This is a genomic window from Pseudomonas sp. TH43, assembly GCF_016650635.1.
Taxonomy (GTDB): Bacteria; Pseudomonadota; Gammaproteobacteria; order Pseudomonadales; family Pseudomonadaceae; genus Aquipseudomonas.
Genome location: NZ_JAEKFI010000003.1, coordinates 459,030 through 480,730 on the forward strand (window position 1 = coordinate 459,030; position 21,701 = coordinate 480,730).

The 21,701-nt window shown below is 60.2% G+C and carries 26 protein-coding genes; 4 read left to right on the forward strand and 22 right to left on the reverse strand.

Annotated features, from left to right (window positions below):
- Positions 1-57 precede the first annotated feature (57 nt).
- Entirely contained in the window at positions 58-525 is a 468-nt protein-coding gene (locus JFT81_RS11595) for a helix-turn-helix domain-containing protein (RefSeq protein WP_201227418.1), read from the forward strand.
- A complete protein-coding gene (locus JFT81_RS11600; RefSeq protein ID WP_201227419.1) occupies positions 522-1,097 on the forward strand; it encodes a PIN domain-containing protein in 576 nt (191 codons plus the stop codon). The genes JFT81_RS11595 and JFT81_RS11600 overlap by 4 nt, the downstream gene beginning before the upstream one ends.
- A 50-nt stretch (positions 1,098-1,147) precedes the next feature.
- Here the strand turns inward: JFT81_RS11600 and JFT81_RS11605 are convergent, their stop codons facing one another.
- The 10 genes from JFT81_RS11605 to ccmA form a co-directional block, all read right to left on the reverse strand.
- Positions 1,148-1,552 (reverse strand): hypothetical protein, encoded by a 405-nt coding sequence (locus tag JFT81_RS11605; protein ID WP_201227420.1) that lies wholly within the window; start codon positions 1,550-1,552, stop codon positions 1,148-1,150.
- 25 nt (positions 1,553-1,577) lie between these two features.
- Complete coding sequence (gene ccmI, locus JFT81_RS11610; RefSeq protein WP_201227421.1) at positions 1,578-2,780, reverse strand: c-type cytochrome biogenesis protein CcmI; 1,203 nt, start codon at positions 2,778-2,780, stop codon at positions 1,578-1,580.
- Entirely contained in the window at positions 2,777-3,247 is a 471-nt protein-coding gene (locus tag JFT81_RS11615; protein ID WP_201149270.1) for a cytochrome c-type biogenesis protein, read from the reverse strand. The genes ccmI and JFT81_RS11615 overlap by 4 nt, the downstream gene beginning before the upstream one ends.
- The gene (locus tag JFT81_RS11620) at positions 3,244-3,780 is read right to left on the reverse strand and encodes a DsbE family thiol:disulfide interchange protein (RefSeq protein WP_201149268.1); all 537 of its coding nucleotides are present in this window, start codon (positions 3,778-3,780) and stop codon (positions 3,244-3,246) included. The genes JFT81_RS11615 and JFT81_RS11620 overlap by 4 nt, the downstream gene beginning before the upstream one ends.
- Complete coding sequence (locus tag JFT81_RS11625) at positions 3,777-5,765, reverse strand: heme lyase CcmF/NrfE family subunit (protein ID WP_201227422.1); 1,989 nt, start codon at positions 5,763-5,765, stop codon at positions 3,777-3,779. Before JFT81_RS11625 ends, JFT81_RS11620 begins: the two co-directional genes overlap by 4 nt.
- A 3-nt stretch (positions 5,766-5,768) precedes the next feature.
- Positions 5,769-6,224 (reverse strand): cytochrome c maturation protein CcmE, encoded by a 456-nt coding sequence (gene ccmE, locus JFT81_RS11630; protein ID WP_201227423.1) that lies wholly within the window; start codon positions 6,222-6,224, stop codon positions 5,769-5,771.
- The gene (ccmD, locus tag JFT81_RS11635; protein ID WP_201227424.1) at positions 6,221-6,397 is read right to left on the reverse strand and encodes a heme exporter protein CcmD; all 177 of its coding nucleotides are present in this window, start codon (positions 6,395-6,397) and stop codon (positions 6,221-6,223) included. The genes ccmE and ccmD overlap by 4 nt, the downstream gene beginning before the upstream one ends.
- Positions 6,394-7,149, reverse strand: coding sequence for a heme ABC transporter permease (locus JFT81_RS11640; RefSeq protein ID WP_095190684.1), 756 nt, complete (start codon positions 7,147-7,149; stop codon positions 6,394-6,396). Before JFT81_RS11640 ends, ccmD begins: the two co-directional genes overlap by 4 nt.
- Positions 7,150-7,227: 78 nt before the next feature.
- Positions 7,228-7,896, reverse strand: a complete 669-nt coding sequence (gene ccmB / locus JFT81_RS11645; protein WP_008083427.1) for a heme exporter protein CcmB — start codon at positions 7,894-7,896, stop codon at positions 7,228-7,230.
- Positions 7,893-8,528 (reverse strand): cytochrome c biogenesis heme-transporting ATPase CcmA, encoded by a 636-nt coding sequence (gene ccmA, locus JFT81_RS11650; RefSeq protein ID WP_201227425.1) that lies wholly within the window; start codon positions 8,526-8,528, stop codon positions 7,893-7,895. The genes ccmB and ccmA overlap by 4 nt, the downstream gene beginning before the upstream one ends.
- A gap of 197 nt (positions 8,529-8,725) precedes the next feature.
- Between ccmA and JFT81_RS11655 the strand changes: the two genes are divergently transcribed.
- On the forward strand, positions 8,726-10,300 hold the full coding sequence (locus JFT81_RS11655) for a flagellar hook-length control protein FliK (RefSeq protein ID WP_201227426.1): 1,575 nt from the start codon (positions 8,726-8,728) through the stop codon (positions 10,298-10,300).
- Complete coding sequence (locus tag JFT81_RS11660) at positions 10,297-10,626, forward strand: EscU/YscU/HrcU family type III secretion system export apparatus switch protein (RefSeq protein WP_201227427.1); 330 nt, start codon at positions 10,297-10,299, stop codon at positions 10,624-10,626. Before JFT81_RS11655 ends, JFT81_RS11660 begins: the two co-directional genes overlap by 4 nt.
- Before the next feature lie 87 nt (positions 10,627-10,713).
- Here the strand turns inward: JFT81_RS11660 and JFT81_RS11665 are convergent, their stop codons facing one another.
- The 12 genes from JFT81_RS11665 to fleN form a co-directional block, all read right to left on the reverse strand.
- Entirely contained in the window at positions 10,714-11,106 is a 393-nt protein-coding gene (locus tag JFT81_RS11665) for a DUF2802 domain-containing protein (RefSeq protein WP_201227428.1), read from the reverse strand.
- Complete coding sequence (locus JFT81_RS11670; protein ID WP_038363882.1) at positions 11,107-11,592, reverse strand: chemotaxis protein CheW; 486 nt, start codon at positions 11,590-11,592, stop codon at positions 11,107-11,109.
- Positions 11,593-11,683: 91 nt separating this feature from the next.
- Complete coding sequence (locus tag JFT81_RS11675) at positions 11,684-12,634, reverse strand: CheW domain-containing protein (RefSeq protein ID WP_201227429.1); 951 nt, start codon at positions 12,632-12,634, stop codon at positions 11,684-11,686.
- Between the two features lie 118 nt (positions 12,635-12,752).
- Positions 12,753-13,541: a ParA family protein gene (locus tag JFT81_RS11680; protein ID WP_008077691.1), complete on the reverse strand. Its 789-nt coding sequence runs from the start codon at positions 13,539-13,541 to the stop codon at positions 12,753-12,755.
- Positions 13,542-13,584: 43 nt separating this feature from the next.
- Positions 13,585-14,475, reverse strand: a complete 891-nt coding sequence (motD, locus tag JFT81_RS11685; protein WP_038363880.1) for a flagellar motor protein MotD — start codon at positions 14,473-14,475, stop codon at positions 13,585-13,587.
- 12 nt (positions 14,476-14,487) lie between these two features.
- Positions 14,488-15,228 carry a flagellar motor protein gene (locus JFT81_RS11690; RefSeq protein WP_095190692.1) on the reverse strand — a complete coding sequence of 247 codons (741 nt, stop codon included), beginning with the start codon at positions 15,226-15,228 and terminating at the stop codon, positions 14,488-14,490.
- Positions 15,228-16,364 (reverse strand): chemotaxis response regulator protein-glutamate methylesterase, encoded by a 1,137-nt coding sequence (locus tag JFT81_RS11695; protein ID WP_201227430.1) that lies wholly within the window; start codon positions 16,362-16,364, stop codon positions 15,228-15,230. Before JFT81_RS11695 ends, JFT81_RS11690 begins: the two co-directional genes overlap by 1 nt.
- Before the next feature lie 49 nt (positions 16,365-16,413).
- Positions 16,414-18,684 carry a chemotaxis protein CheA gene (locus tag JFT81_RS11700; protein ID WP_201227431.1) on the reverse strand — a complete coding sequence of 757 codons (2,271 nt, stop codon included), beginning with the start codon at positions 18,682-18,684 and terminating at the stop codon, positions 16,414-16,416.
- A gap of 54 nt (positions 18,685-18,738) precedes the next feature.
- On the reverse strand, positions 18,739-19,527 hold the full coding sequence (locus JFT81_RS11705) for a protein phosphatase CheZ (protein ID WP_007920000.1): 789 nt from the start codon (positions 19,525-19,527) through the stop codon (positions 18,739-18,741).
- A gap of 18 nt (positions 19,528-19,545) precedes the next feature.
- A complete protein-coding gene (locus tag JFT81_RS11710; RefSeq protein ID WP_024012118.1) occupies positions 19,546-19,917 on the reverse strand; it encodes a chemotaxis response regulator CheY in 372 nt (123 codons plus the stop codon).
- 166 nt (positions 19,918-20,083) lie between these two features.
- On the reverse strand, positions 20,084-20,824 hold the full coding sequence (fliA, locus tag JFT81_RS11715) for an RNA polymerase sigma factor FliA (protein WP_003222919.1): 741 nt from the start codon (positions 20,822-20,824) through the stop codon (positions 20,084-20,086).
- Positions 20,821-21,651: a flagellar synthesis regulator FleN gene (fleN, locus tag JFT81_RS11720; protein WP_003222917.1), complete on the reverse strand. Its 831-nt coding sequence runs from the start codon at positions 21,649-21,651 to the stop codon at positions 20,821-20,823. The genes fliA and fleN overlap by 4 nt, the downstream gene beginning before the upstream one ends.
- Between the last annotated feature and the right edge of the window lie 50 nt (positions 21,652-21,701).

The following is a 21,701-nucleotide window of genomic DNA, read 5'->3' on the forward strand; positions in this document are numbered from 1 at the left end:
TTTTCGTTTATTTCGAATAACGTCCCGACATCCCTATTGAGAATGCCGGAATCCCTCATGTCGATCATTACCCATCCACTGATCAACCTTCCCGTAGAGCGTGAAGTCAAAGCCGCCATTGAAGGCCAACGCGCCTTGACCGCTTACCTCGCGACTCAGTTTGAAACCCAGCACATCCAGATTTTTGACGAGCAGAATGAAGCTCACCGTATTGAACTGCCAACGTCGGCCTTGCGCCTGCTGGTCGACATTCTTGCGGAACTGGCAGAAGGCAACGCCGTGAAGGTCGTACCGGTTCATGCCGAATTGACCACGCAGGAAGCCGCCGACCTGCTCAATGTCTCACGCCCGCACCTGATAAAACTGCTGGAAAGCGGCGAGTTGTCCTACCACAAAACCGGCAAGCACCGACGTGTGCGTTTCGCCGATTTGATGGACTATAAAACCCGGCGAGACACCGCCAGCGAGCAGGCAATGATGCTTCTCGCGGAGCAGGCACAGGCGCTAAGGACTGGATACGAGTGAGGCATTCCTCTTTCACCGCTGTATACGATGCATGTGTTTTGTACCCGGCCCCATTGAGAGACTTTCTGATGTGGCTCGCGCTCTCCGGACGGTTTCGGGCACGATGGACAAAGGAGATTCACTGCGAATGGAAGCGAAACTTATTGAAGAACCGGGCTGACCTGACAATTGAACAACTGGATCGCACGTCGCAACTGATGGACCGTGCAATCCCCGATGCCTGTATCTGCGACTATTCGGATTTGATCAGCGGACTGACGCTACCCGACGAGAACGACCGCCATGTTCTGGCTGCAGCCATACGGTGCGGAGCAGGTGTAATCGTGACCTTCAACCTCAAGGACTTTCCCGATGCCTACCTCGCCCCGTTCGGTATCGAGGCGCAACACCCTGATGAGTTTGTTGAAAACCTGTTCCATCTGGATGCGGCAGTGGTTATCGCAGCCGCCCAACGCCAGCGCCAGCAACTGAAAATGCCACCAATGGAAGTCGAGCCATTTCTGAACCTACTGCAGCGTCAGGGACTGTCTAAGTCAGTTGGGGCGCTCTACGGCTATCGTGCAATGCTCTGAAGGTTGAACCTCAGATAGTAAAACGGCGATTCAGGATCGCCGTTTTTCATTCATTGCCCGAATTGCTTGCCCAACCCCGGCGGCACGCCGTGGATATCGGTGTCTTCCCACGGGCCGTTGGGGCTGATCGAGCGGCTCCAGCCGTTGTTCCAGCGGAAGTAGGTGCGTTGGCGGTAGAAGGTGTTGGGTTGGCCGTCGAGGACATAGACGCCGAGTTTTTGATCCCAATGGCTGTTGCCACCCGGTGGCGGCGCGAAGCTTGCCGAGGTACGCGGGACGGGTTTTGCCGGTTTGGCGGGGATGCTTTTGCCCGGTGTCGGCGAGGTCGACGGTGTCGGGCCGGGTTGCGACGGCGGAATCGGTGGCAGGTTGGTGGTCGGTTCCGGGCGTTGCACCGCACATGCGCTCATGCCCAGGGCCAGTGTGAGGACTGTGATTCGGGCGATGACGTGCATGGCGGTGCTTTCCTGTTGTGTCCGGTTACTTGTCCGGGCTGTCGATGGTCAATTTTTGTGGCGCGGTGGTGCTGCTGGGCACAGGCCCGCTGCGACCGACCCACTCACCGGCGGTCGGTTGACCTGCCCGTGAGACGCGCGCAACCAGTTGGACTTCAGGGAAGTTCGACAGTTTCAACTGCGGCATCATTGCGTCGGCATCGCCCAGTTCGACGGTCACCGGCAGATCGGCCACGGTCAGGCGTTTGGCCGCCAGCGGTGCCGGTGGGCCGGAAGTGGCGCGGGCGAAGATGAACACGCTGTCGCCCGGTTGCACTTTGCCTTTGAGTTCGCTGGCGAGGTCGACGCTGACTTTCAACAGCGCGGTTTTCGCGGCTACAGGCGCCTGAGCGACCTTGCCCCCGCTGGCTTCAAGACGCTCGGCAGCGCGTTTGATCCCGCCTTGTAGCGCGGCACGCGAGTTGTCGTCCGGCGGCAGTTGCGCCAGCAAACGGTTCCAGTAATCGATGGCTTCCTGATAACGCTCGCCTTCGAACGCAGCGATGCCGAGCAGGCCGAGGCTGGTGACTTCTTTCGGATCGGCCTTCAGTGCTTCGTCAGTCAGCGCCTGAATCTTGTCCGACCACTTTTTGCCATCCGCAAAATACTGCGCCTGCGCCCATTGGCCGAGCAGTTCCGGCTGGCGACCGGCAAGGTTGGCAGCGCGTTCGAACATCTTCGCCGCGTCCGCCGGACGCTCTTGCGCCATATAGGTACGGCCGAGAAAATACAGGCCTTCCGCAGAATCCGGTTGCGCCGCGACGGCGCGCTCCAGACGCTGGGTCATCTCTTCCATCGACTGCGGTGCCTGAGCAAATTCGCGAGTCAGTTCGACCTTGTCGGCAGCGCCGAAGTGCATATACAGCCCCAATCCCAACACCGGCACCAGCACCGCGGCCAGCAACGGCAACGGCTTGCCTAATCGAGAGACACGCGTTGCAGCAACGCCTTCGGTATCGGCGAGCAATTCACGCGCCGCTTCAGCACGGCCGCTGTCCATTTGTGCGGCATCGAGTACGCCTTCGGCCTGTTGCGACTGCAACTCGGCGACACGTTCCTGATACAACGCAACGTTCAGGGCAGTACGATCCTCTTCGCGCTGGGCGCGGCGTTCACGCAGAACCGGGATCAGCAGAAAACTCAGGGCGACCAGAAGCAACAGCCCTGCGGCAAGCCAGAAATCAATCATTCTTGGTTTTTATCCAACAGTTGGTCGAGGCGCTGACGCTCTTCGGGGGACAGCGATTGCGAGGTCTCGGCGCGTTGCCCGCGACGACGGCGGACGATCACCGCGATCACCACAAAACCACCGAGCAAAAGCGCGGCCGGGCCGAACCACAGCAGCGCAGTCTTGGCGTTGAGTGCCGGTTTGTAACGGACAAAATCACCGTAGCGGTCGACCATGAAATCAATGATCTGCTGATTGTCCTTGCCCTCGCCGAGCATGCGGAAAATCTCTTTGCGCAGGTCAGCGGCAATCGGTGCATTGGAATCGGCGATGTCCTGGTTCTGGCACTTGGGGCAACGCAGTTCCTTGGTCAGTTCGCGAAAACGCTCGCGATCACCTTCCTTGGCGAACTCGTAAGTGTCGATGGCGGCATGCGCGACGCCGGCCAGACTCAGGCCCAACACCACGGCGGCGATAAAACGCTTCATGGCTTGGCCTCATCGACCAGCGCCTGATACTTGGCCGCGAGTTTTTCGCGCCAGACCTGCTCATCGATCACGCCGACGTACTTGTCGCGGATGATGCCCTTGGCGTCGATGAAGAAGGTTTCCGGCGCGCCGTACACGCCGAGGTTCAGGCCCAGCGAGCCTTCGTCGTCACGGATGTCGAGCACGTACGGATTGTGGAATTCGGCCAGCCACTTCAAGGCATCGGCGTTGGTGTCCTTGTAGTTGATGCCGTAGATCAGCACGCCGCGCTCGGCGAGTTTGTTCAGCACCGGGTGCTCGACCCGGCAGGAAATGCACCAGGTGCCCCAGACATTGACCAGCGCCGGTTTGCCGAGAATGTCAGCCTTGGTCAGCGTCTTGTCGCCCTGCACGTTTGGCAGGGTGAACTCCGGGAACGGCTTGTTGATCATCGCCGACGGCAGTTCCGCCGGATCGAGGTACAGACCGCGATACAGAAACACGGCCACCAGCAGGAAAATCGCCAGTGGCACCAGCATCAACCAACGTCTCATGCAGCCGCTCCCGTCATGCCCAGCGCTTCACGCACTTTGGATTTCACCTTGACTCGATAACGTCGATCCAGCGCTGCCAGCAAACCACCAATGCCGGTGAGTAAACCGCCGAACCAGATCCAGCGCACGAATGGTTTGACGTGCACGCGCACGGCCCACGCGCCGTTTTCCAGCGGCTCGCCCAGTGCGACATAAAGGTCACGGGTGAAACCGGCGTCAATCCCGGCTTCAGTCATTACCGAGTTCTGCACGGTGTACAGACGTTTTTCCGGGTGCAGCACGCTGACTTCCTTGCCGTTACGCACGACACGAATGGTGCCTTTGTCCGAGGTGAAGTTCGGCCCTTCGAAATGCTTGGCGCCTTCGAAGATGAAGTGGTACCCGGCCAGGTCCATCGACTCGCCCGGCGCCAGACGCAGGTCGCGTTCGGCACTGTTCTGGCTGGACAACACCACGCCCAATGCACACACGGCGATGCCGAGGTGAGCGATCTGCATGCCCCAGTAACTGCGGGTCAGGGTTGGCAAACCGTTGATCAGACCTTTGTGGCGCGTCTTGTCGAAGATGTCGCGGACACCGGCGAGCAAAACCCACGCGGCGAGCAGGAAGGTCGCGATCACCGCCCAGTTGAAATCGCCATAAGCGACGCCGGCCACCACTGCAAGCGCGACACTGCCGAGTAACACCGGGGTCAGCATGCCCACCAGCCATTTCACCGGGGTGTCTTTCCAGCGCACCACCACGCCGACTGCCATCACCAGCATCAGCAACGCCATCAATGGAATGAACAGCGCGTTGAAGTACGGCGGGCCAACCGACAGTTTGGCCCCACTGATCGCATCGAGAATCAACGGGTACAAGGTCCCGAGCAGAATCATCGATGCTGCCACGACCAACACCAGGTTGTTGCCCAGCAGCAGGGTTTCCCGCGACCACAGATTGAAACCTACCTGACTCTTCACAACCGGCGCACGCAACGCAAACAACGTCAGCGAACCACCGACCACGAACAACAGGAAGATCAGGATGAACACCCCACGCTCAGGGTCCGAGGCAAACGCATGCACCGAGGTCAGCACGCCGGAACGCACGAGGAAGGTGCCGAGCAGGCTCAGGGAGAATGCGGCAATCGCCAGCAACACCGTCCAGCTCTTGAACACGCCACGTTTTTCCGTGACCGCCAGCGAGTGAATCAGCGCAGTACCGACCAGCCAGGGCATGAAGGATGCGTTTTCTACCGGGTCCCAGAACCACCAACCGCCCCAGCCGAGTTCGTAGTAAGCCCACCACGAACCGAGCGTGATGCCGATGCCGAGAAAGGCCCAGGCGACGATTGTCCAGGGACGCGACCAGCGCGCCCACGCAGCATCAAGACGCCCCCCCATCAAAGCGGCAATGGCGAAGGCGAACGCCACCGAAAAGCCAACGTAACCCATGTACAGCATTGGCGGGTGAACGATCAGGCCGATGTCTTGCAACAATGGATTGAGGTCAGCGCCGTTGCTGGGCATTTGCGGCAGGATGCGTTTGAACGGGTTGGACGTAAGGATCAGGAACAGCAGGAAACCGGTGCTGATCATGCCCATCACCGCTAGAACGCGGGCGAGCATGACTTGCGGCAACTGGCGCGAGAACACCGACACGGCGAATGTCCAGCCTCCGAGAATCAGCGCCCACAGCAGCAACGAACCTTCGTGGGCGCCCCACACGGCGCTGAATTTGTAATACCACGGCAACGCGGTATTGGAGTTGTTGGCCACGTAGGCGACGGAGAAATCATCGGTCATGAACGCATAGGTCAACGCGCCGAAAGCGAACAGCAAAAACGCAAACTGCCCCCACGCGGCCGGTTGGGCCAGACTCATCCAGAAACGGTCGCCGCGCCAGGCACCCACCAATGGCACCACGGCCTGCACCAGCGCAAAACACAGCGCCAGAATCATCGCCAAATGGCCCAACTCAGGCATAAAAATCGCCGAAGTCATCGATCAACCCTCCTTCGCAGGTGTTGGTGCGGATTGACCACTGTCTTTCAAGGCCTTGGTCACTTCCGGCGGCATGTACTTCTCGTCGTGCTTGGCCAGCACCTCATCGGCCACTACCACACCCTCGGCGTTGATCTTGCCGAGAGCGACGATGCCCTGCCCTTCGCGGAACAGATCCGGGAGGATGCCGCGATAGGTGATGGTCACGGATTTGCTGAAATCAGTGACGACGAATTTGACGTCGAGCGAGTCCGGCGAACGCTGCAGCGAGCCCTTTTCGACCATGCCACCAGCGCGGATGCGCGTATCGTGCGGCGCTTCGCCGTTGGCGATCTGAGTCGGCGTGTAAAACAGGTTGATGTTTTCCTGCAGGGCACTCAGGGCCAGGCCGACGGCAGCGCCGACCCCGACCAGAATCGCCAGAATGATGATCAGACGCTTTTTGCGCAGCGGATTCACTTGCCGTTCTCCCGGCGCAAACGACGCGCTTCTTGTTGCAGATACCGCTTGCGGGCCAGGATCGGCGCCGCCACGTTGAAGGCCAGCACGGCCAGGCAGATGCCGTAGGCCGTCCAGACGTACAGGCCATGATGGCCCATGGCGAGGAAGTCGCTGAATGAAGCAAAACTCATCGAGCGGCCTCCAGACTGTTCTGCACTTCTTCTTTCACCCAACTGGCGCGGGCTTCGCGCTTGAGCACTTCAAGACGCATGCGCAACAGCAGCACGGTGCCGAAGAAGCAATAGAAGCCCAGCACGGTCAGTAGCAGCGGCAGCCACATTTCGGCGGGCATCGCCGGTTTTTCGGTGAGGGTGAAGGTCGCGCCCTGGTGCAGGGTGTTCCACCACTCGACCGAGTATTTGATGATCGGAATGTTGATCACGCCGACGATGGCCAGCACCGCGCAGGCCTTGGCGGCGCTGTCGCGGTTGCTGATGGCGTTGCCCAGCGCGATCACGCCGAAATACAGGAACAGCAGAATCAGCATCGAGGTCAGGCGCGCGTCCCAGACCCACCACGAACCCCAGGTCGGTTTGCCCCAGATCGCCCCGGTGACCAGCGCCACGGCAGTCATCCACGCGCCGATCGGTGCGGCGCATTGCAGGGCGACGTCGGCCAGTTTCATCTTCCACACCAGACCGACCACGCCGCACACCGCCAGCATCACGTAGATCGACTGAGCGAGCATCGCGGCGGGAACGTGGATATAGATGATGCGAAAGCTGTTGCCTTGCTGATAATCCGGCGGCGCGAAGGCCAGGCCCCAAACGACGCCGACGCCAATCAGCAACAACGCTGCAATGCTCAACCACGGCAGGAACTTGCTGCTGATGCCGTAGAACCACTTGGGCGAGCCGAGCTTGTGAAACCAGGTCCAGTTCATACTGTTTCCATCACGGGTGCCGCTCATCAGTGTGAGCGGTCTCAGGGTCTTTGCTGGTTAAATTTTAACCAGACCTCATTATTCGCCGACGCTGATCTTCAGGCCAGCAGCTATTGCAAAAGGTGTCAGGGTGATCGCCAGGGCGGTCAGGCTACCAAGCCACAGCAGATACCCGGTCGCCGGCATGCCTTGCAATGCGGCCTGCAAGGCGCCACTGCCGAGGATCAACACCGGGATGTACAACGGCAGAATCAGCAGCGCCAGCAACAGGCCGCCGCGTTTCAAACCGACCGTCAGTGCCGCGCCCACCGCGCCGAGCAAGCTCAGCACCGGTGTACCCAACAGCAACGAAAACAGCAAAACCGGCAGGCAGGCGGCAGGCAAACCGAGCATCAACGCCAGCAGTGGTGAGAGCAAAACCAGTGCCAGACCGGAGAAAAGCCAGTGTGCCAGCACCTTGGCCAAGACCAGAAGTGGCAACGGGTGCGACGAAAGGACCCACTGTTCCAGGGACCCGTCTTCGAAATCACTGCGGAAAAGCCCGTCCAGCGAGAGCAGGACCGACAAAAGCGCCGCCACCCAGACTAACCCCGGGGACAGGTTTTGCAACACTTGAGTTTCCGGGCCGACGGCCAGCGGGAACAAAGCGATGACGATGGCGAAGAAAATCAGCGGATTGGCCAGCTCCGCCGGGCGGCGAAACAGCAGTCGGGACTCACGGGCAACCAGCAGGCCAAACACACTCATACTGCCCAGTTCCCCAGATCAATGTCGCGATAACCGGCCGGCATCCGGCTCAGCGTATGGTGCGTGGTCAATACCACCAGACCGCCGCGCTCGCAGTGTCCGGCCAGATGCTCTTCGAGCTGCGCTACGCCCTGTTTGTCGAGGGCGGTGAACGGCTCGTCGAGAATCCACAACGGCGGGCTGTCGAGATATAGACGCGCCAGCGCCACGCGGCGCTGCTGACCCGCCGACAGACTGTGACAGGGAACATCTTCGAAACCGCGCAATCCTACTGCTGCCAGCGCTTGCCAGATCGCCTCGCGTTCGGCGGGATGATGCAGGGCGCAGAGCCACGCGAGATTCTCTTCCGGGGTCAGCAGATCCTTGATTCCGGCGGCATGGCCGATCCACAGCAGGTTGCGCGCCAGTTCGCTGCGTTGCTCGGTCAATGGCAGACCGTTGAGCAGGACTTGGCCGTCGGTCGGTTGCATCAAACCGGCCAACAGGCGTAACAAACTGGTTTTACCGCTGCCGTTGGGCCCACTGATCTGCACCATATCGCCACTGGCCAGTCTCAATTCGAGATTTTCGAAGAGCAGCCTGAGATCACGTTCACACGCGAGGGCAACGGTTTGCAGGACAGGACTGGTCAAGGGATCACGGGCCTTATACGGTTCAAGTCGGCTCTGGTACGGCCGTTAAAGAGATGCAGCATAGATGCATTGACGGCTCGATCTAGAGAGCTGCGTCAAACAATTGTTATGTTTTTTGAACGAAGCGCAAGACGGGCGGCATTATACATGCCGTGCCTTACTCTCAAGAGTGCAATTTCCTCAGGTTGTGTCCGCGTATGACAGGCGAAATGAACATCCTCCCGCTCCCGCCCACCACCCCGGCGACCGTTCGCCCGCAGGTGGGTGAGCTGCTCAAGCTGCTGACACCGGTGGAAGGCTTGATCGGCGCCGGGCAAAGCGCCAAGGCCGAGGTGTTGTCGCTCAAGCAGGCGGATCAAACCTTTCAGTTGCTGCTCAAGGTGACACTGGACAGCGGCCGCCAGACCACCGTGCAAGCCACCAGCAATCTGCCATTGCCACAAGGCACCAGCCTGGCGATCACCCAGCCGTCGGCCGGTAATCTGGCGATTACCGTGCAACAAGCGATTGCCAGCAGCGTCGCCGCCCTCACCCGCATCGATACCGCGCAGCTGCCGGCCGGCACGTTGCTGCAAGGCAAGGTGCTGACGTCGCAGGCCCTGCCGCAGACGCCGGGGCAAGCCACGGTGTTCCGCTCGATGGTCAGCCTGCTCAATACCGCATTGAGCGGCAGCACGTTGACCGTCGACAGTCCACAGCCGTTGCGCATCGGCACACTGTTGTCGGCGCTGGTGGAGGATTCGCAAACCTTGAAATTCCTGCCGCTGAGCAGCCGTCAGGAGCAGTTGGCGGTAAGCCAGCAACTGGTCGGCCAGCAGAGTCGCCAGGCATCGCTCGGCAGTTTATTGAACGCACTGCAAAACCTGCCGACCGATACCGATCAAACGTCGGCGGATTTGCGCGCAGCGGTCGACAAACTGCTTGCCGGCCTGCCTGACGTGCAGCAACTGAGCACGCCGAAAGGTCTGGCAATGGCGCTGGCCAACAGCGGCATGTTTCTCGAGGCCAAATTGCTGACAGGCCAGAATCCGACGCTGGCCCCGGACATGAAAGCCGATCTGCTCAAGTTGATCGCGCAACTCACCCCAGGCTTGCCCGGCAACACCAATCTGAATGCGATCATCGCCGCCAACACCCTGGCGCAGGCCATGCCGAGTTTCGTCCGCAACGCCCTCGGCATGCTCGGTCAAGTCAGTGCCAAACCGCTGCCAAACAGCTTCCCGCTGCCCGACCGATTGCTGCAAAGCCAGGACGGCGAAGGTGATCTGGAACATTTGCTGCGCCTCGCCGCCGCCGCTGTTTCTCGCCTGCAAAGCCATCAGTTGTCGAGCCTTGAACAGACCGGCGTCACCGATGACGGGCGCCTGCTCAGCACCTGGCAACTGGAAATTCCCATGCGTAACTTGCAGGACATCGTGCCGTTGCAGGTCAAGTTCCAGCGCGAAGAAGCGCCGGAGAAAGAGCCGCAACCGAACGAGCGTCGCGACGAACGCGAGCCCAAGCAACAATTGTGGCGCGTCGATCTGGCGTTCGACATGGAACCGCTCGGGCCAATGCAGATTCAGGCACAGTTGATCGCCGGCAGCCTGTCCAGTCAGCTCTGGGCTGAACGGCCATACACCGCCGACCTGATCGAAAACAACCTGTTCGCCCTACGCCAGCGCCTGCTTGATCGCGGGCTGAACGTCGGCGACATCGACTGCCACCGCGGCACGCCACCGCAAGGCAACCAAACCCGCCTCGACCACCGCTGGGTTGACGAAACCGCATGAATGACACCACCGCCCCACGCCAGGCCATCGCCCTCAAATACGACGGCAACCACGCCCCGACCCTCACCGCCAAGGGTGACGAGGAACTGGCCGAAGAAATCCTGCGGATCGCCCGCGATTATGAAGTACCGATCTACGAAAACGCCGAACTGGTGCGGCTGTTGGCGCGAATGGAATTGGGCGACAGCATTCCCGAGGAGTTGTATCGCACGATTGCCGAGATCATCGCGTTTGCGTGGAACCTGAAGGGGAAATTTCCCGAGGGGCAAGACCCGAACGCGCCGATGGTCGAGAAGGACATCACCGAACGCGGGGATGATTACTGAGGATTTGAGGGCCCCATCGCGAGCAGGCTCACTCCTACATTGGAACGCATTTCAAATGTAGGAGTGAGCCTGCTCGCGATAGCGATTTCAGTTCTTGTGAAGTTTACGCATCAACTCCGCCTCAGCCTGGGTCAACCCACACGACTGAGTCAGTTCATCAACGCTTGCGCCCATCCCCACCAGTTTCGCTGCTTGGGCGAACGACAGGCTCGATGGATCGCGCTGTTCCAGTTGAACAATTTTGTCCGGCAACGGACCGACTACCGCGCGCAACTCGTGCAGGGCTTCGCCCATGCGCACGTTGCCGTTCTGGTAGTCGTCGACACGTTTGGCCAGCTCTTTGATGCGCTGATCACGCAGCGCATCGCCCTGAGCCTGCTGCGCGGCGATCACTCGCTGCGCTTTGATGTACGCCAGAAACATTGCCAGCGTGCCTGCCCAGAAGAGGAACAGGACAATGACCGCAACCTCGAGAATCAATCAGATATTCTCCAGGTCCGACCATTCTTCTTCGCTCATCATCTTGTCCAGCTCGACCAGGATCAGCAATTCGTTGTTCTTGTTGCACACGCCCTGGATGAACTTCGCCGACTCTTCGTTACCGACGTTCGGCGCCGTTTCGATTTCCGACTGACGCAGGTAAACCACTTCAGCGACGCTGTCGACCATGATCCCGACGACTTGCTTGTCGGCTTCGATGATGACGATACGGGTATTGTCGCTGATCTCACCAGTGCTCAGGCCGAAGCGCTGACGGGTGTCGATCACGGTGACCACGTTACCGCGCAGGTTGATGATGCCCAGCACGTAGCTTGGCGCGCCCGGCACCGGAGCGATCTCGGTGTAGCGCAGCACTTCCTGAACGCGCATCACGTTGATGCCGTAGGTTTCGTTGTCCAGCTTGAAGGTCACCCATTGCAGGATCGGATCTTCAGAACCTTTTGCATTCGTCGCCTGACTACTCATACCCTGACCCCTCGAAAAAACCGCACTGAGCGGTGTGTGTTCTGTGTGGATGGCATTCAACAATGCCGTCGCCTGATTGTTATGTCGGCTGCTATGTCGGTTTATGTAGCGGCTTGTTGCCGCCCAGGTGCTTTGCCCCACCGCTGGCGATCAACTCGGCCAGTGCGGAAACGTCAAGCAATGCACACATGTGCTCAATCACCGTGCCGGCGAGCCATGGCCGCTGACCTCGATGACTTCTCCATTTGATTTCATTCGGATCAAGACGCAACGAACGACTGACCTGATGCACCGCCAGTCCCCACTCGTAACCTTGTACCGAAATCACGTACTGCAAGCCTTGACGGAAGTCATCGCGATAGCGATCCGGCATGACCCAGCGCGCAGTGTCCAGAACCTTCAGGTTGCCGGCCTGGCTCGGCAGGATCCCGAGGAACCACTCCGGCTGCCCGAACAGCGGCGTCAGCTCATGGCCGGCCAGCGAATAGATCGAACCGAGGCACACCAGCGGCACGGCCAACGTCAGCCCCGCGACATCGAACAGCAGGCACTCGAACGCTTCGGAGGCCCACGCGGGACGTCCATCGGTTTCCACCGGTGGCGGTGTGTTGCTCGGTGGCAGATGCACTTCCACCAGCGGCGGCACCAGCGTCTGTTCGACGGCTGCGGGCACAACTGGAGCCGGAGCCGGTTCGACCACAGTCGGTTCCGGTGCGGTTTTCAGCAACTGGGTTTGCAGCAGCGGTGCCAGCGTGGAGACCGATGCACGGACTGGCGCGGCTTCCTCAATCAAAGCAACAGGCGCTTTGGTCACTGGCGCCATAGCAGTAGCGGCGACCGGGGCAACAGGCTTGGCTGATTGCTGTGCGTCACGCGCCTGTTCTTCCAGCACCGCTGCCTGGAATTCATCCAGCGCCTCGCTGCTTTCTTCAACGACCTCGACTGGCGTCGGCAGCTCGTCAGGAATTTCCTGCAGCAAACTGTCCAGATACGACTGCAAGGCCAACTGCGGCTTCGACGTCAACTTCAACGGCCGATTCATACGCAACCCCCTGCAGGAGCTGCGGAACGCTGCGATCTTTTGATCTTTTCAGAAGCACCACAAAGCAAGATCAAAAGATCGCAGCCTGCGGCAGCTCCTACACGAATAGAGATCATGCTCAAGCCACCTGCGGAACAAGTTGCTGCGCCAACAGATGCTTGAGCAGCGCGCGGTAAGCCAGTACGCCACGGCTCTTGCCGTCGAATTGCGAAGGCGTGACGCCGGCACGGCTGGCGTCGCGCAGACGGGTATCGACCGGGATATAACCCTGCCAGATCTCGTCGGGGAATTTGTCACGCAGCACACGCAAGGTATGCATCGATGCCTGCGTACGGCGATCGAACAGGGTCGGCACAATGCTGAACGGCAACGCCTGCTTGCGCGAGCGATTGATCATCGCCAGGGTGTTGACCATGCGTTCCAGACCTTTGACGGCCAGATGCTCGGTCTGCACCGGGATCACCAGTTGCTGGCTCGCCGCGAGGGCGTTGACCATCAGCACGCCGAGCAACGGCGGGCTGTCGATCACCGCGTAATCGAAGTCCTGCCACAACTGCGCCAGACTCTTGGCGATCACCAAGCCCAAACCACTCTGCCCCGGCGACTGACGCTCAAGGGTCGCCAGCGCAGTGCTCGATGGCAGCAGCGAAATACGTTCATCACTGGTCGACAACAGCAATTGCCCAGGCAGGCCTTGTGGCACGCTGCCCTTGTGCAGAAACAGGTCGTAGTTGCTGTGTTCCAGACTGTCGGGGTCGTAGCCGAAATAACTGGTCATCGAGCCGTGCGGGTCGAGATCGACCACGACCACGCGCTTGCCCGCCTCGGCCAGCAATCCGGCTAAAGCGATGGAAGATGTGGTTTTACCGACACCACCCTTTTGATTGGCGACTGCCCAGACTCTCATTCGGTTCGTTCCTCCCGGCCGATATCCTCGACCGAGACATAGCTCAGCGTGTTAATGCGGGTGACGGAGAATTGACGGCACTCTCGCGTCCCGGCGTCTTGACCGGGGTCGGTGCAGTTTGTGTGCCAGCACGCTTCAACGCTGCGTCCGGTTGCGCATTGGCGGTTCCGGTGCCCGTAAGACTGCGGCGTACATCGAGATTTCGTGACACCACCAAGACTACGCGACGGTTTTTCGCCCGGCCTTCAGCGGTGGCGTTGTTGGCCACTGGCTGGAATTCGCCATAGCCCACCGAGGCCAGGCGTCCAGGGTTAACGCCCTGCATCGCCAGCATGCGCACGATGCTCGCCGAACGCGCCGAGGACAGTTCCCAGTTGGTCGGGTACTGCGCGGTGCGGATCGGTTGATCGTCGGTGAAACCTTCGACGTGGATCGGGTTGTCGAACGGTTTGAGAATCGCCGCGACCTTGTCGATGATGTTGAAGGCGATGTCGCTCGGCATCGCATCGCCGCTGCCGAACAACAGGCTGGAATTGAGTTCGATCTCGACCCACAACTCGTTGCCGCGCACGGTCATCTGGTTGGAGCTGATCAGGTCACCGAACGCAGCGCTGATGTCATCGGCGATGCTTTTCAGCGGATCGCTGGCGCCGGCGATACCGGCGTCGATCTGCTCGGCATCCTTGACCAGCGGCTTGGCCGGGGTCACGGTCTTCGGTCGCTCGTCGCCGATCGGGATCGGTTTGAGCGCGCGGTCGGAGTCTTTGAAAACGCCGACCAGCGCTTCGGAAATTTCCTTGTACTTGCCTTCGTTGATCGACGAAATCGAGTACATCACCACGAAGAACGCGAACAGCAATGTGATGAAGTCTGCGTAAGACACGAGCCAGCGCTCGTGATTGACGTGTTCTTCCTGGTGGCGACGACGAGCCATGAGGTCAGTCCCTTAATCCATGAAGCCTTGCAGCTTCAACTCGATGGAGCGTGGGTTTTCACCTTCGGCGATCGACAAAATACCTTCCAACAACATTTCGCGATAACGCGACTGTCGCAACGCGATTGACTTCAGCTTGGCGGCAACCGGCAACAGAATCAGGTTGGCACTGGCAACACCGTAGATGGTTGCAACAAACGCCACGGCAATGCCGCTACCCAGTTGGGTCGGGTCGGCGAGGTTGCCCATCACGTGGATCAGGCCCATTACCGCGCCGATGATGCCGATGGTTGGCGCGTAGCCACCCATGCTTTCAAAGACTTTGGCGGCTTCGATGTCGCGCGCTTCCTGAGTGTAGAAATCCACCTCGAGGATGCTGCGGATCGCTTCCGGCTCGGCGCCATCGACCAGCAATTGCAGGCCTTTGCGCGAGTAACTGTCGGGTTCGGCGTCAGCCACTCCTTCCAGACCCAGCAGGCCTTCCTTGCGCGCGGTGAGACTCCAGTTGACCACGCGGTCGATGCCGCCAGCCAGATCCACACGCGGCGGAAAGAAGATCCAGGCAAGAATCTGCATCGCGCGTTTGAACGCGCTCATCGGCGATTGCAGCAGTGCGGCACCAATGGTGCCGCCCAGTACGATCAGCGCCGCCGGGCCGTTGGCCAGCGCACCGAGGTGACCACCTTCAAGGTAGTTGCCGCCGATGATGGCGACGAACGCCATGATGATCCCGATAAGGCTTAAAACATCCATCAGATACACGCCTCGACGATGTGCTTGCCGATATCGTCCAGGCTGTACACCGCATCCGCGAGGTCAGCTTTGACGATGGCCATCGGCATGCCGTAGATCACACAGCTGGCTTCATCCTGCGCCCACACGGCGCTGCCACCCTGCTTGAGCAGACGCGCGCCTTCACGGCCGTCGGCGCCCATGCCGGTCAGTACCACCGCCAGAACTTTGTCGCCGTAGGACTTCGCGGCAGAACCAAAAGTGATGTCCACGCACGGCTTGTAGTTCAGACGTTCGTCGCCCGGCAGAATCTTCACCGCGCCACGGCCATCGATCATCATTTGCTTGCCACCCGGCGCCAGCAACGCCAGGCCCGGACGCAGGATGTCGCCATCCTCGGCTTCCTTGACGCTGATGCGGCAGAGCTTGTCGAGACGCTCAGCGAACGCCTTGGTGAACGCCGCCGGCATGTGCTGGATCAGCACGATCGGCGCCGGGAAATTACCCGGTAGTTGCGTCAGCACGCGTTGCAGCGCGACAGGGCCGCCCGTCGACGTACCGATGGCAACCAGTTTGTAGGCCTTGCGTTTCGGTGCCGGCGACGAGGCGCTGGCGGCCGGCGCACGAGTCGGTGCCGGTGCAGGCGCCGGACGTGCCGGAGCGCTGCTGCTGTGGCTGCTGAAGCTCGACGCTGCCGGAGCAGGTGTCGGCGTCGGTGCAGCAACGGGCGCAGGCGCGCTGTAGGCACTGAAACGACGGTTACTGCGCGAGATGCTATGGACCTTTTCGCACAGCAGTTGCTTGACCTTCTCCGGGTTACGCGAGATGTCTTCGAAATTCTTCGGCAGGAAATCCACCGCGCCCGCGTCCAGCGCATCGAGGGTTACCCGAGCGCCTTCGTGGGTCAGCGAGGAGAACATCAACACCGGGGTCGGGCAGCGCTGCATGATGTGCCGCACTGCCGTGATGCCATCCATCATCGGCATCTCGTAGTCCATGGTGATCACGTCCGGCTTGAGCGCCAGGGCCTGATCGATCGCCTCTTTACCGTTGGTGGCCGTGCCGACCACCTGGATGCTCGGATCCGCTGAAAGAATTTCCGAGACGCGGCGGCGGAAAAAACCCGAATCGTCCACCACCAGGACTTTGACTGCCATAAACACTCCATTAGGTGCAGCGGAACGTTGTCGCCCCGCTGCCCCGGATTCAAATACGCCGTGCGGCGTAACGCTTGAGCATGCTCGGAACATCGAGAATCAGTGCAATGCGGCCGTCACCGGTGATGGTGGCGCCGGACATGCCCGGAGTCCCCTGGAGCATTTTGCCCAATGGCTTGATGACCACTTCTTCCTGGCCGACCAGTTGATCGACGACGAAGCCGATCCGCTGAGTACCTACCGAAAGGATCACCACGTGGCCTTCACGCTGCTCTTCGTGAGCGGCGGAGCTGACCAGCCAGCGCTTGAGGTAGAACAATGGCAGCGCCTTGTCCCGCACGATCACCACTTCCTGGCCGTCGACGACGTTGGTGGTCGACAGGTCGAGGTGGAAGATTTCGTTGACGTTGACCAACGGGAACGCAAACGCCTGATTGCCGAGCATGACCATCAGGGTTGGCATGATCGCGAGGGTCAGCGGCACCTTGATGACGATTTTCGAGCCCTGGCCCTTGGTCGAGTAGATGTTGATCGAACCGTTGAGCTGGGAAATCTTGGTCTTCACCACGTCCATGCCGACACCACGGCCGGACACGTCGGAGATCTCGGTCTTGGTCGAGAAACCCGGGGCAAAAATCAGGTTGTAGCACTCGGTGTCGCTCAAGCGATCGGCTGCGTCCTTGTCCATCACGCCGCGTTTTACCGCGATAGCGCGCAGGACGTTCGGGTCCATGCCTTTGCCGTCATCGGAAATCGACAGCAGGATGTGGTCGCCTTCCTGTTCGGCCGCCAGTACCACGCGACCGCCACGGGCCTTGCCCGACGCTTCGCGTTCTTCCGGCGACTCGATACCGTGGTCGACGGCGTTGCGCACCAAGTGGACCAGCGGGTCGGCCAGGGCCTCGACAAGGTTTTTGTCGAGGTCGGTTTCTTCGCCCACCAGTTCCAGGTTGATCTCTTTCTTGAGCTGACGCGCGAGGTCGCGAACCAGACGCGGGAAGCGCCCGAAGACCTTCTTGATCGGCTGCATCCGCGTCTTCATCACTGCGGTTTGCAGGTCAGCCGTGACCACGTCGAGGTTCGACACGGCCTTTTGCATGGCTTCATCGCCGCTGTTGAGGCCCAGGCGCACCAGACGGTTACGCACCAGCACCAACTCGCCGACCATGTTCATGATTTCGTCGAGACGTGCAGTGTCGACGCGCACGGTGGTTTCCGCTTCGCTCGCGGGTTTTTCCGGTGGCGGAGTCGCGGGAGCACGGGCCGGAGCCGGTGCCGGTGCCGCCGCGGCAGCCGGTTTTGGCGCCTCGGCTTTTGGCTCGGGCTTGGCTGCAGGTTTTGGCGCAGCAGCAGCCGGCGCTTTGGCGGCTGGCGTCGCCACGGCAGAGGTACTGCCCACGGCGGCGGTGCCCACTTCAGTGAACTTGCCTTTGCCGTGCAATTCGTCGAGCAGCGATTCGAATTCGTGATCGCTGATCAGATCGCTGCCGGCCGCCGCTGCAACCGGTGCGGCTGGCGCAGGCGCCGAGGCAATGGCCGACTCCAGCGCATCAACGGCAAAGTTGCCCTTGCCATGCAGCTGATCGAGCAGTGCTTCGAATTCGTCGTCGGTGATGTCGGAGCTGTCACCCTTGGCCGGTGCCGCAGGTGCTGGCGCGGCTGGCGCAACAGCGTCTACCGCGAACTGGCCTTTGCCGTGCAACTGATCGAGCAACGACTCGAACTCGGCATCGGTGATTTCATCGCTGGCCGCGCCATCGGCAGCCTGCGCAGGTGCAGCGGCTGCCGGGGCTTCAGCTTGCGCCTTGACGGCATTCAGCGAGTCCAGCAGTTGTTCAAATTCGTTATCGGTGATGTCGCCCGAATCGCCTTCGACGACCAGCTCTTCGATCATCTCGGCCACCGGCGATGCCGGGGCTTCGTCCGCCGATTGCGGTTCGGCCAGACGCGCCAGGGCGGCCAGCAGTTCCGGGGTAGCGGCGGTGATAGGCGCACGTTCACGGACTTCGCTGAACATGCTGTTCACCGCGTCCAGTGCTTCGAGGACAACGTCCATCAGTTCTGCATCAACGCGACGCTCACCCTTACGGAGGATGTCGAACACGTTTTCGGCGATGTGACAGCACTCCACCAGCTCATTGAGCTGAAGGAAGCCGGCGCCCCCTTTTACAGTGTGGAAACCGCGAAAAATTGCGTTGAGCAGATCTGCGTCATCCGGGCGGCTTTCCAGCTCGACCAGTTGCTCTGACAGTTGCTCAAGAATCTCGCCGGCCTCAACCAGGAAATCCTGAAGGATCTCTTCATCGGCGCCGAAGCTCATTAATGGGGTGCTCCTACAGGTCTAAAAACCCAAAAAACCTACAATTCCAAAACTCTAGAATCCAAGGCTGGATAACAAATCGTCCACATCGTCCTGACCGGACACAACGTCTTCTCGTTTATCGGCATGAATCTGCGGACCTTCACCCTGCGAGAGATGTTTTTGTGGATCTTTTTCTGCAAGCATCGCCGCACGGTCATGTTCGATGCCCGCAAAGCGGTCCACCTGACTGGCCATGAGCACAAGCTTGAGCAAATTGCTTTCGACTTCGGTGACCAGTTGGGTCACACGCTTGATCACCTGACCGGTCAGATCCTGGTAATCCTGGGCCAGCAGGATGTCGTTGAGATTGCTCGACACCGCACGGTTGTCCGTGCTGCTGCGCGACAGAAAACCGTCGACCCGGCGCGCCAGTTCGCGGAACTCTTCAGCCCCGACCTCGCGACGCATGAAGCGACCCCAATCGGCGCTCAAGGTCTGGGCTTCATCAGCCAGACTGTTGACCACCGGCGTGGCGCTTTCCACCAGATCCATGGTGCGGTTGGCCGCGGCCTCTGTCAGCTTGACCACATAGCCCAGGCGTTCGGTGGCGTCGGTGATTTGCGACACTTCCTCGGCCTGCGGCATGTTCGGATCGATCTGGAAGTTGACGATCGCACTGTGCAGTTCACGTGTGAGCTTGCCGACTTCCTGATACAGGCCGCGGTCACGGGTCTGATTGAGCTCATGGATCAGTTGCACAGCGTCGCCGAACCTGCCTTTTTCAAGGCTCTCGACCAGTTCGACCGCGTGTTTTTTCAGGGTCGACTCGAAATCGCCCTGTGAAGATTCGTTATGCTCCATAGCTCCCCCGCGCGTTCATCAGCCGATGCGTTCGAAAATCTTCTCGATTTTGTCTTTCAACGCCTGAGCCGTGAAAGGTTTGACGACGTAGCCGTTTACACCGGCCTGAGCGGCTTCAATGATCTGCTCGCGCTTGGCTTCAGCGGTCACCATCAGTACGGGCAGATGCTTGAGTTTTTCATCGGCACGCACGTGGCGCAGCAGGTCGATACCGGTCATGCCCGGCATGTTCCAGTCTGTTACCAGAAAGTCGATGCTTCCGCTGTTGAGCACCGGAATGGCGGTAGTGCCATCGTCGGCCTCGACGGTATTGGTGAACCCAAGATCCCGCAGCAGGTTCTTGATGATCCGCCGCATCGTTGAGAAGTCATCAACGATGAGGATTTTCATGTCTTTGTTCAATTCGACCTCCAAGCAGTCTTAAACGCGCCCAGCACCTGGACGCGCCACTTCAATCAATCGGCGCAGCACTCGAAGACTGTCTGGAGCACAACAGAGCAAGACCGGTGCCGTTCATCACCGCACCAGCCTCGTTCGCAGTGTCCCCACACTGCCTTCAGCGCGCTCGCCACTCCCCCAAACGCCCCCGCAAGCGGGCCGCGCACTGGCTGTGTAACTGGCTGACCCGCGATTCACTGACGCCAAGGACTTCACCGATCTCCTTGAGGTTCAGCTCTTCGTCGTAGTACAGCGCCAACACCAGTCGCTCACGCTCCGGCAAATTGGCAATCGCGTCCGCCAGCGCCGCCTGGAAGCGTTCATCTTCCAGATCGCGTGACGGCTCAAGATGAGCACTCGCGCCATCCTCGTGCAGCCCTTCGTGTTCGCCGTCCTGCAACAGGTCGTCGAAACTGAAGAGGCGGCTGCCCAAGGTGTCATTCAAAATCCCGTAGTAATCGTCGAGACTCAATTGGAGTTCGGCCGCAACCTCGTGATCTTTAGCATCACGGCCGGTTTTAGCTTCAATTGCACGAATCGCGTCACTGACCATACGGGTATTGCGGTGAACCGAGCGTGGCGCCCAGTCCCCTTTGCGCACTTCGTCGAGCATCGCGCCGCGGATTCGAATGCCCGCGTACGTTTCGAAACTGGCGCCTTTGCTGGCGTCATATTTGGTCGAGACTTCGAGCAGGCCGATCATCCCGGCCTGGATCAGGTCTTCGACCTGCACACTCGCCGGCAACCGTGCCAGCAAGTGATAGGCAATGCGTTTGACCAGCGGCGCGTAACGCTCGATCAGCTCGTACTGAGCGTCACGTGCCGACTTTTTGTAGTAATTCATACCGCTAGCGGTCATAGCACGGGCCCTGCCGTTTGCTGCACGAGACGCTCGACGAAAAACTCGAGATGGCCGCGCGGGTTGGCGGGCAGCGGCCAGGTGTCGACCTTTTGCGCAATCGCCTTGAACGCCAGCGCGCACTTGGAACGCGGGAAGGCTTCATACACCGCGCGCTGCTTCTGCACTGCCTTGCGCACGCTTTCGTCGTAAGGCACGGCGCCGACGTATTGTAGAGCGACGTCGAGGAAGCGATCCGTGACCTTGGTCAACTTGGCGAACAGGTTGCGACCTTCTTGCGGGCTCTGCGCCATGTTGGCGAGAACGCGGAAGCGGTTCATGCCGTAATCGCGGTTGAGCAATTTGATCAGCGCGTAGGCGTCGGTGATCGAAGTCGGCTCATCGCACACCACCAGCAACACTTCCTGGGCGGCGCGGACGAAACTGACTACCGAGTCACCAATACCCGCAGCGGTGTCGATCACCAGCACGTCGAGATTGTCGCCGATGTCGCTGAACGCCTGAATCAGGCCAGCGTGTTGCGCAGGGCTCAGGTGCACCATGCTCTGGGTGCCGGAGGCAGCCGGCACGATGCGAATCCCGCCAGGCCCCTGCAACAGGACGTCGCGCAGTTCGCAGCGGCCTTCAATGACGTCGGCCAGCGTGCGTTTAGGGGTTAACCCCAGCAGAACGTCGACGTTCGCCAGTCCCAGGTCGGCGTCCAGCAACATGACCCGACGGCCAAGCTCTGCCAGCGCCAGGGACAAGTTCACTGACACGTTAGTCTTGCCGACGCCACCTTTGCCGCCGGTCACCGCGATCACCTGTACGGGATGCATGCTGCCCATGTTATTTCTTTACCTTGTCTTGCATAGACGGAGGCCACATTACTGGCTGC

Bases quoted from the DNA above. Each gene is read 5' to 3' on its own strand.
- JFT81_RS11595 (WP_201227418.1), top strand. From the start codon at position 58: ATGTCGATCATTACCCATCCACTGATCAACCTTCCCGTAGAGCGTGAA.
- JFT81_RS11605 (WP_201227420.1), bottom strand. From the start codon at position 1,552: ATGCACGTCATCGCCCGAATCACAGTCCTCACACTGGCCCTGGGCATG.
- ccmI (WP_201227421.1), bottom strand. From the start codon at position 2,780: ATGATTGATTTCTGGCTTGCCGCAGGGCTGTTGCTTCTGGTCGCCCTG.
- JFT81_RS11615 (WP_201149270.1), bottom strand. From the start codon at position 3,247: ATGAAGCGTTTTATCGCCGCCGTGGTGTTGGGCCTGAGTCTGGCCGGC.
- JFT81_RS11620 (WP_201149268.1), bottom strand. From the start codon at position 3,780: ATGAGACGTTGGTTGATGCTGGTGCCACTGGCGATTTTCCTGCTGGTG.
- JFT81_RS11625 (WP_201227422.1), bottom strand. From the start codon at position 5,765: ATGACTTCGGCGATTTTTATGCCTGAGTTGGGCCATTTGGCGATGATT.
- ccmD (WP_201227424.1), bottom strand. From the start codon at position 6,397: ATGAGTTTTGCTTCATTCAGCGACTTCCTCGCCATGGGCCATCATGGC.
- JFT81_RS11640 (WP_095190684.1), bottom strand. From the start codon at position 7,149: ATGAACTGGACCTGGTTTCACAAGCTCGGCTCGCCCAAGTGGTTCTAC.
- ccmB (WP_008083427.1), bottom strand. From the start codon at position 7,896: ATGAGTGTGTTTGGCCTGCTGGTTGCCCGTGAGTCCCGACTGCTGTTT.
- JFT81_RS11655 (WP_201227426.1), top strand. From the start codon at position 8,726: ATGACAGGCGAAATGAACATCCTCCCGCTCCCGCCCACCACCCCGGCG.
- JFT81_RS11660 (WP_201227427.1), top strand. From the start codon at position 10,297: ATGAATGACACCACCGCCCCACGCCAGGCCATCGCCCTCAAATACGAC.
- JFT81_RS11670 (WP_038363882.1), bottom strand. From the start codon at position 11,592: ATGAGTAGTCAGGCGACGAATGCAAAAGGTTCTGAAGATCCGATCCTG.
- JFT81_RS11675 (WP_201227429.1), bottom strand. From the start codon at position 12,634: ATGAATCGGCCGTTGAAGTTGACGTCGAAGCCGCAGTTGGCCTTGCAG.
- JFT81_RS11680 (WP_008077691.1), bottom strand. From the start codon at position 13,541: ATGAGAGTCTGGGCAGTCGCCAATCAAAAGGGTGGTGTCGGTAAAACC.
- motD (WP_038363880.1), bottom strand. From the start codon at position 14,475: ATGGCTCGTCGTCGCCACCAGGAAGAACACGTCAATCACGAGCGCTGG.
- JFT81_RS11690 (WP_095190692.1), bottom strand. From the start codon at position 15,228: ATGGATGTTTTAAGCCTTATCGGGATCATCATGGCGTTCGTCGCCATC.
- JFT81_RS11695 (WP_201227430.1), bottom strand. From the start codon at position 16,364: ATGGCAGTCAAAGTCCTGGTGGTGGACGATTCGGGTTTTTTCCGCCGC.
- JFT81_RS11700 (WP_201227431.1), bottom strand. From the start codon at position 18,684: ATGAGCTTCGGCGCCGATGAAGAGATCCTTCAGGATTTCCTGGTTGAG.
- JFT81_RS11705 (WP_007920000.1), bottom strand. From the start codon at position 19,527: ATGGAGCATAACGAATCTTCACAGGGCGATTTCGAGTCGACCCTGAAA.
- JFT81_RS11710 (WP_024012118.1), bottom strand. From the start codon at position 19,917: ATGAAAATCCTCATCGTTGATGACTTCTCAACGATGCGGCGGATCATC.
- fliA (WP_003222919.1), bottom strand. From the start codon at position 20,824: ATGACCGCTAGCGGTATGAATTACTACAAAAAGTCGGCACGTGACGCT.
- fleN (WP_003222917.1), bottom strand. From the start codon at position 21,651: ATGGGCAGCATGCATCCCGTACAGGTGATCGCGGTGACCGGCGGCAAA.